This is a genomic window from Geomonas sp., from assembly GCF_035254065.1.
Lineage (GTDB): Bacteria > Desulfobacterota > Desulfuromonadia > Geobacterales > Geobacteraceae > Geomonas.
Map to the genome: position 1 here is coordinate 1 of NZ_DATFBA010000159.1, position 6,615 is coordinate 6,615.

Consider the following 6,615-nt stretch of genomic DNA (forward strand, 5'->3'; position numbering starts at 1 on the left):
ACCACCCACGACCGTACCTATGAGGAGATGGTCTACAAGTTCATCGAGCACTTCCTGTTCATCGCCTCCGCCATGAACAGACAGGACGGCATGTGGGACGAGGAGGACGGCTTCTACTACGACCTGCTGCGCCTTCCTGACGGCTCGGCGACCCGGCTCAAGGTGCGCTCCATGGTGGGCCTCCTCCCGTTGGCAGCGGCAACCGTGATCGAGCCGTGGCAGCGCGAGCTCGTGCCGCAGGCGACGGCGGCGTTCAGGGCGCGGGCCGAGCAGATGCCGGAACTCATGGACTCCATCCACCGCACCGGCCCCGGCCACCTGGGGGTGAACGGGCGCGGCATGTTCGCCCTGGTGAACGAGCAGCGGCTGCGCAGGATCCTCACCACCATGCTCGACGAAAACGAGTTCCTGAGCCCCTACGGCATCCGGGCGCTCTCCAAGTTCCACGATAAGCACCCGTACGTTTACCGCCACAACGGAGAGGAGTTCCGGGTCAACTACCTGCCGGCCGAGTCCGATACCGGCATGTTCGGCGGCAATTCCAACTGGCGGGGGCCGATCTGGATGCCGGTCAACGTCATCCTGATCCGGTCGCTGCTGAACTTCTACCTCTACTACGGCGACAACTTCAAGATCGAGTGCCCGACCGGCTCCGGGAATATGATGAACCTCTTCGAAGTGGCCAAGGACATCTCCGACCGGCTCGCCAGCATCTTCCTGCGCGATGAGAACGGGAAACGGCCGGTGTACGGCGGGACCGATAAATTCCAGAGCGATCCTCACTTCCGTGACCACATCCTGTTCTACGAGTACTTCCACGGCGACAACGGCGCCGGGCTTGGCGCGAGCCACCAGACCGGCTGGACCGGGTGCGTGGCCAAGCTGATCGAGCTCTTCGGCAGACTGGATCAGAAAAAGATTCTGGAAACCGGCAAGTCTGAAGCCTTCGTCCGCGGCAAAAAGGCGGCGACGAAGAAATGAGCAAGGCTTCCGCCCGGGGGCGACCGCTTGGCCGACCCGGGCGGGAGGCACCCTGAAAAAACGGGCGGAACTCCATGATGGAACAGCGACCGGCGCACGACGTCCAGCCCGAGCAGTACGCCACCGTCATCCGTGAGCTGATCAGGCACGAGAACGACCTGACCAACCACCGCACCATGTGGCTGCTGGTCTCCCAGGGTTTCCTGGTGAACGCCTACGTGATCGTGAAAGGGAGCGCGGGGGCGGCCAACACCATAGCACTGGCGGGCATCCTGGTTACGCTGTCGGCCTTCATCATGCTGTACAAGAGCTACCAGGCCAGGGGCTACCTGAGCTATCTGGGGGAAAAGGCGAAGCAGGGGAGCCTGCGCGAGATCGAGTTGCCGGTCGAAGGATGGCCGGCCAGGAGAGCCAAAGGGTGGCGCAAGGGGCGCTGGCTGTTCCCCTGGCTCGAGCGTCCCGGCCACCTGCTGGAGACCTACATCCTGCTCCCCGTCTTCAGCATCACCCTCTGGATGAGCAGCTTGCTCGGGCGGTGGCTTTCAATCCCCATCTGGGGGGTGTCCGTCATGGCCTTCGTACTTACCGCGCTGACCATCTGGATTCTGCTGGTGGTCCTGGTCGGCTGGCAGCGAAAGAACGAGGAGGATCTTCCGGAGGAAGAGAAGTTCCGGTAGGAATGGCCGAGTTGGTCACGGCCCGGCTTCTTAGACGAATACGCGGTTCATGAGATGTGAAAAGGCCGCCGGCATTGTGCCGGCGGCCTTTTCCTTTCCTGTAGCCCGTCGTTCAGCTGCCCAGTTCGATCCGGAAGCGGGCGCCGTCCTCGACGTTGTCGGCGCTCAGGGTCCCGCCCATCTTCTGGATGATCATCTTGGACATGAACAGGCCGACACCGGTCCCCTTGTCCGGTCCCTTGGTGGTGAAATAGGGATCGAAAATCCGCTCCATGACCGCTTCCGGGATCCCCCCCGCGTTGTCGGTGATGGTCATCACGCTTCTCCCCTCTTGCTCCTCCAGCTCGATCCTGATCACCGGATCGTTCACCGGGTGGGAGGTGAAGGCGTCGCGGGCGTTCATGATGATGTTGAGCAGCACCTGGGAGAACTGGTTGGGGTAGCCATGCACCACCGGGTCGTGGTCCGCCTGGACCTGCATCTCTATGCGCTGCGCCTTCAAGGCCCCTTCCAGAAGGGACTTGGTCTTTTCCACGGTCTCCAGCAGGCGGAAGTCGACCTTCACCCTGCTCGGCTGCGCGAAATACCTGAAGTCGTCGATGGTCTTGGACATGTACTGGATGGTGTCGAGCATCCTCTCGACGTTCTCCTCCAGGTACTCGGCGCTGAAATGGCCGTGCTCGTAGGCCATCGGCAATTCCTGGGCGAGAAGCCCCAGCAGGTTGAGCGGCTGGCGCCACTGGTGCGCGATGTTGCCGATCATCTCCCCCATGGCCGCCAGGCGGCTTTGCTGCAGAAGCAGCAGCTCGTTTTCATGCAGGACGGCCTGCGCCGCGAGACGCTCCCGGGTCTCCGCCTCCAGCGCCTCGCCCAGGCGGGTCCGTTCCTGGATCTCCTCCTGAAGCACCCCGATGGTCTTCTCCAGTTCCTCCGTGCGCTCGGCGACCCTTTGCGTCAGCAGTTCGTTGGCCCGCTGCAGTTCCTCCCTCAGTCCCTTTTGCTCGGTGACGTCCATGCACATGGCGAAGGAGCCGTAGAACTCCCCCTCCTCGTCGAAGAGGGGTGCGGCCGACATCCACATCCAGATCTCGGAGCCATCCTTCCGGTTCATGCGGACCTCGTACTGCTCGGCAATCCCCCGCCGCCTGCACTCCAGGTGCCCCGCCATTTCTGCCCCAAAGTCCGCCGGCACGAACTCCTCGACCAGGCGCCCCTCCATCTCCTCCACGGTACAGGCGAGCATCTGGGCGAGCCGGCGGTTGGCGAAAGTGGTGCGGTGCCGCTTGTCGATCACCCAAATCCCTTCGCTGGCCGTGTTGACCAGTCGGCTGTAGCGCTCCTCGCTCTTGCGGAGCTCCTTGGTCCGCTGCTCGACCCGCCCTTCCAGCTGTTGATTCAGCTCGTTCAGGCTCTGGATGTGCGCGCTCAGGGCGGCCGCCATCTCCTTGAAATTGCCGATCAGGCTGGAAACCTCGCGGATGGAGGAGCGCGGCCACTCCGGTGTCTGGTTTTCCGCGATGGCAAGCGGGAGATGGGTGGAGGTGACCGCGAGGTGTTGCAGCGAGATCACGAACTGCTTGCTTAGGAGAAGCGATACCAGCAAGGTGATCACGATGGCCCCGAGCAGCAGCAACAGATCCTCCGTGGAGACCGCGGTCAAGGTGGCCAGATAGGGAACCATCGATCCCTCCACCACGATCTTGAGCGGGCTCTCTCCGGGGAGCACCACCTCCTTCACGAAGGCCGAGTCCCTCCACCGTTGCAGGAGGGCGATGTTCTTTTCCGGCCTGGGGATCCAGTGGTAGATGCCATCCCCGACGTTCCTGACCTCGCCGCCGGCCGGCCTGCCGAACAGCTGCATGGGGGTGTGGCGCTTGGAACTGCTGACGATCACCCTGCCATTGCGGTCGAGAACGGTGATGTCGGTGAAGCGGCGCTCTACCAGGATACGCAGGTGGCCGGCCAGCCTGTCCAGATCGACGGCACCGATGCAGTATCCCCGGTAGCGGCCGTCGATCACGATCGGCGCCAGCAGGGGAAGGATCGGTCTGGGTTCACCGATCTTGGATATCACCACCTCCCCCACCATCGGTTTGAGGGTCTTCCGCAGGAGCGGGAGATAGGGGCGGTCGGAGGCGTCGACCCCCAGGCTGGACCTGCCGAGTTCGTCGATCAGCGGGAAGAAAGCCACGCTCACCGCCTCGCTGTCCAGCACGCCGGCCCTGAGCAGGTACGGGTTGCCCCTGGTAAGGAGTTCCACCTGTTTTTCCATCTCGGCAAACGGCGTCCTCGCCGGGTCGCCTACCATCCGGGAGAGGGCGATGATCTGCTGGTGATTGGAGGTAATCCAGTCGTTCAGCAGATCCCGTGCCGCCACCGACACCGACAGTACCCGTTCGTGCACCGCCACCTCTTCCCTGGAAAGCGTGGTCCTGATGTCGACCATCAGGTAGCAGAAAGCCTGTATGAGCGCCAGCGACACCATGGCGATGAAGATGATCTGGCGGAAGGGAAGCAGTGCCTGCCGCCCGCCGGACCGCCAACGCGGCAGCGCCAGGAGGACGATGGTGGCGAGCATGGCGTTGAAGATGCCGTTCACCGACTGCTTCAGGGCGACCAGCAGGGTGGCCTCCCTGCCGACCCCCATCACCGTATGGTAGAAGAACCAGGCCATGGGCATGCCGAGCAGCAGCCAGTAGATGGTGTCCAGGGTGATCAGGTCGCCTGACCGGCGACGGTTGAGGACCGCGACGAAGAGCGCTTCGGCGGTGAAGATGACGATAGCCCAGGGGTGGTTCCAGAGAAGATAGGAGCAGGAGCCCGCGATGAGCCCGGCGGTGACCCCTCCGGGCACCCCGTAGCGCGCGATGGCCACCATCACGAAGAAGGAGCCGAAGAGAAAATCGATGTTGAAGAAGAGCGGGAGCCGGTACCAGTTCCCGAGGAACCCGGCAAGGCCCAGCAGCACAGAGAAGGCTATGTCCCGACCTCGGCCTTTCACCGTCGGCTGTCTCCGCTTAGAGGATCAGAGCGTTGCGCAAACTGCGGGATGGCTCTTTAGGCCCGGGTCACCCGCTGAGCTCGCTGGTGCATTGGCCGCATTTCACCGCCTTCAGGGGGATCTTCGAGAAGCAGAAGGGACATTCCTTGGTGTCGGGCGCCGGAGGGGCGGGTTTCTCTCTGAGACGGTTGATCTGCTGGACCATCAGGAAGACCACGAAGGCGACGATCAGGAATTCCAGGCAGGTGTTCAGGAAAAGGCCGTAATTGAGAGTGGGGGCTCCCGCCTTTTTGGCCTCGGCCAGAGTGTCGAACTGCTTGTCGGAGAGGTTGATGAACAGGTTGGTGAAATCGACATGACCTATCATTCGGCCGATGGGAGGCATGATCACGTCATTCACCAAGGAGGTGACGATCTTGCCGAAAGCGGCGCCGATGATGACACCAACCGCCAGATCGACGGCGTTCCCCTTGACCGCGAAATCCCTAAACTCCTTGAACATGGTTGTCCTCCTCCGGAAATGTGGGGTTATAAGCTGAAGATATCAAAGAAACCGCGCTTCACAAGGCCGCAGAGCGCTGAAAGTTGAACTGGCAGGGAGTGACCGGCGGACCGGGAAAGGCCTTTTCTCTTGACATGTCCGCTCCCGTGAGCTATCTAAGCAGCAAAATTGGCAGCAGCAGAAGAACGATACACGACAATACTAAACCATCTGCGAGGATGGGACGGAAAGCCTACAGGGTCTCACCGAGACAGCCGGGTCGCCGAAATATCACTACGATATGAGGCCCCGGCTTTTTTGTGGCCTGAAGGAGGATTCCGATGAAACAGGCACCATAGTCCCGGTTGCCGTTTAGAAGCAGACCGTCTTTTTTCCATCGATTTGAAACAGGAGGGAACAGCAACATGAAAAAGCATATCATCGTCCTCTGTCTGGCAGCCGCCGCAGTACTGGCCGCCGGCACGGCAAACGCAGATAGCATCAGCGGGAAGATCGGCGTCACCGGGAAAATCGGCTTGAATATCCCGGCCGACAACGACTCCGACTTCTTTCACAACGACACCGACGTCGGCCTGGTGGGCGGCGGCGGGGTCATCTACGGGATCGACCACAACTGGGCGGCCAAGGCTGAAGTGACCCGCGCCTCCTTCGGTTCCGAGACCGGGGACTTCGGCGTCACCGACATCTCCTTCGGCGCCCAATACCGCTTTACCCCTCAGAACCGGCTGGTTCCCTTTGCCGGGGCCGGCTTCGACATCCTGATCAACGACTACTACCCCAACTTCAACGCCTCGCGTAACGTCGACACCACGCTGGGCGCCCACCTCTCGGGGGGCGTTGACTATTTCCTGCAGAGGCAGCTCGCCCTGACCGCCGAACTGAAAGGGGTGCTGGCTCCGAACGTCGATATCACCGACCGCTTCGGAAACCACGTCGGCAATTTCGATCCCTCCAGTCTGTCGGCCACCGTCGGCGTCCGCTACTTCTTCAACTAGCAACCGTTACCAGAGAGGACGCTACCAATGATAAAAACCATACTCCCCATGTCGGCGCTGGCACTCTGCCTGGCCGCTTCCGGCGCCTTGGCCGCCGACGTGAGCATCAACATCAACGGCTTCATACCGCCTCCCCCGGGTGTGCATGTGTACATGGAGGGTGGACGCCCCTGTTACCGTGAACACGGCAGGGTGGTCTACCTGGAGAGGCAAGACGGCCCCGGCAGGCACGGGCGCGGCCACGCCTACGGCCACTACAAAGGCGAGCACGGCAAACGCGGCCACCGCGGCCACGGCGAGCACCGCGGCCATCAGGAACACGGCGGCCACGGCAAAGGCCACTAGCCACAGCAAAAGGCCCTTGGCGCTCGCCAAGGGCCTTTCTTCCATCTCCCCCCACCGCTGCAGTGTTGTCCGTGTTTCTTTCCTGCAGTAGCGGGATTTTCCATTTTTTCCTGT

General features: G+C 62.0%; 6 protein-coding genes and 1 riboswitch. Of the genes, 4 read left to right on the forward strand and 2 right to left on the reverse strand.

All coding sequences use genetic code 11. The features are described from left to right. Positions 1–981 (forward strand): MGH1-like glycoside hydrolase domain-containing protein (locus VJ604_RS07660; protein WP_414652400.1); only part of this gene is annotated, 981 nt, incomplete at its 5' end. 77 nt (positions 982–1,058) lie between these two features. After that, positions 1,059–1,658 (forward strand): hypothetical protein, encoded by a 600-nt coding sequence (locus VJ604_RS07665; protein WP_324081281.1) that lies wholly within the window; start codon positions 1,059–1,061, stop codon positions 1,656–1,658. 112 nt (positions 1,659–1,770) lie between these two features. Here VJ604_RS07665 and VJ604_RS07670 read toward each other — a convergent pair whose 3' ends face one another. Together VJ604_RS07670 and mscL are read right to left on the reverse strand one after the other, a co-directional pair. Next, on the reverse strand, positions 1,771–4,659 hold the full coding sequence (locus tag VJ604_RS07670) for a PAS domain S-box protein (RefSeq protein ID WP_324081284.1): 2,889 nt from the start codon (positions 4,657–4,659) through the stop codon (positions 1,771–1,773). A gap of 67 nt (positions 4,660–4,726) precedes the next feature. Then, on the reverse strand, positions 4,727–5,161 hold the full coding sequence (gene mscL / locus VJ604_RS07675; RefSeq protein ID WP_324081286.1) for a large conductance mechanosensitive channel protein MscL: 435 nt from the start codon (positions 5,159–5,161) through the stop codon (positions 4,727–4,729). Between the two features lie 190 nt (positions 5,162–5,351). Continuing rightward, a riboswitch (cyclic di-GMP riboswitch) is annotated at positions 5,352–5,428 on the forward strand. Positions 5,429–5,565: 137 nt separating this feature from the next. Between mscL and VJ604_RS07680 the strand changes: the two genes are divergently transcribed. Next, complete coding sequence (locus VJ604_RS07680; protein ID WP_324081289.1) at positions 5,566–6,156, forward strand: outer membrane beta-barrel protein; 591 nt, start codon at positions 5,566–5,568, stop codon at positions 6,154–6,156. Positions 6,157–6,183: 27 nt separating this feature from the next. Then, the gene (locus tag VJ604_RS07685) at positions 6,184–6,501 is read left to right on the forward strand and encodes a hypothetical protein (RefSeq protein WP_324081291.1); all 318 of its coding nucleotides are present in this window, start codon (positions 6,184–6,186) and stop codon (positions 6,499–6,501) included. The last annotated feature ends 114 nt before the right edge of the window (positions 6,502–6,615 follow it).

Excerpts from the sequence above, each read along its gene's own strand:
- VJ604_RS07665 (WP_324081281.1), top strand. The coding sequence starts at position 1,059 with ATGGAACAGCGACCGGCGCACGACGTCCAGCCCGAGCAGTACGCCACC.
- mscL (WP_324081286.1), bottom strand. The coding sequence starts at position 5,161 with ATGTTCAAGGAGTTTAGGGATTTCGCGGTCAAGGGGAACGCCGTCGAT.
- VJ604_RS07680 (WP_324081289.1), top strand. The coding sequence starts at position 5,566 with ATGAAAAAGCATATCATCGTCCTCTGTCTGGCAGCCGCCGCAGTACTG.
- VJ604_RS07685 (WP_324081291.1), top strand. The coding sequence starts at position 6,184 with ATGATAAAAACCATACTCCCCATGTCGGCGCTGGCACTCTGCCTGGCC.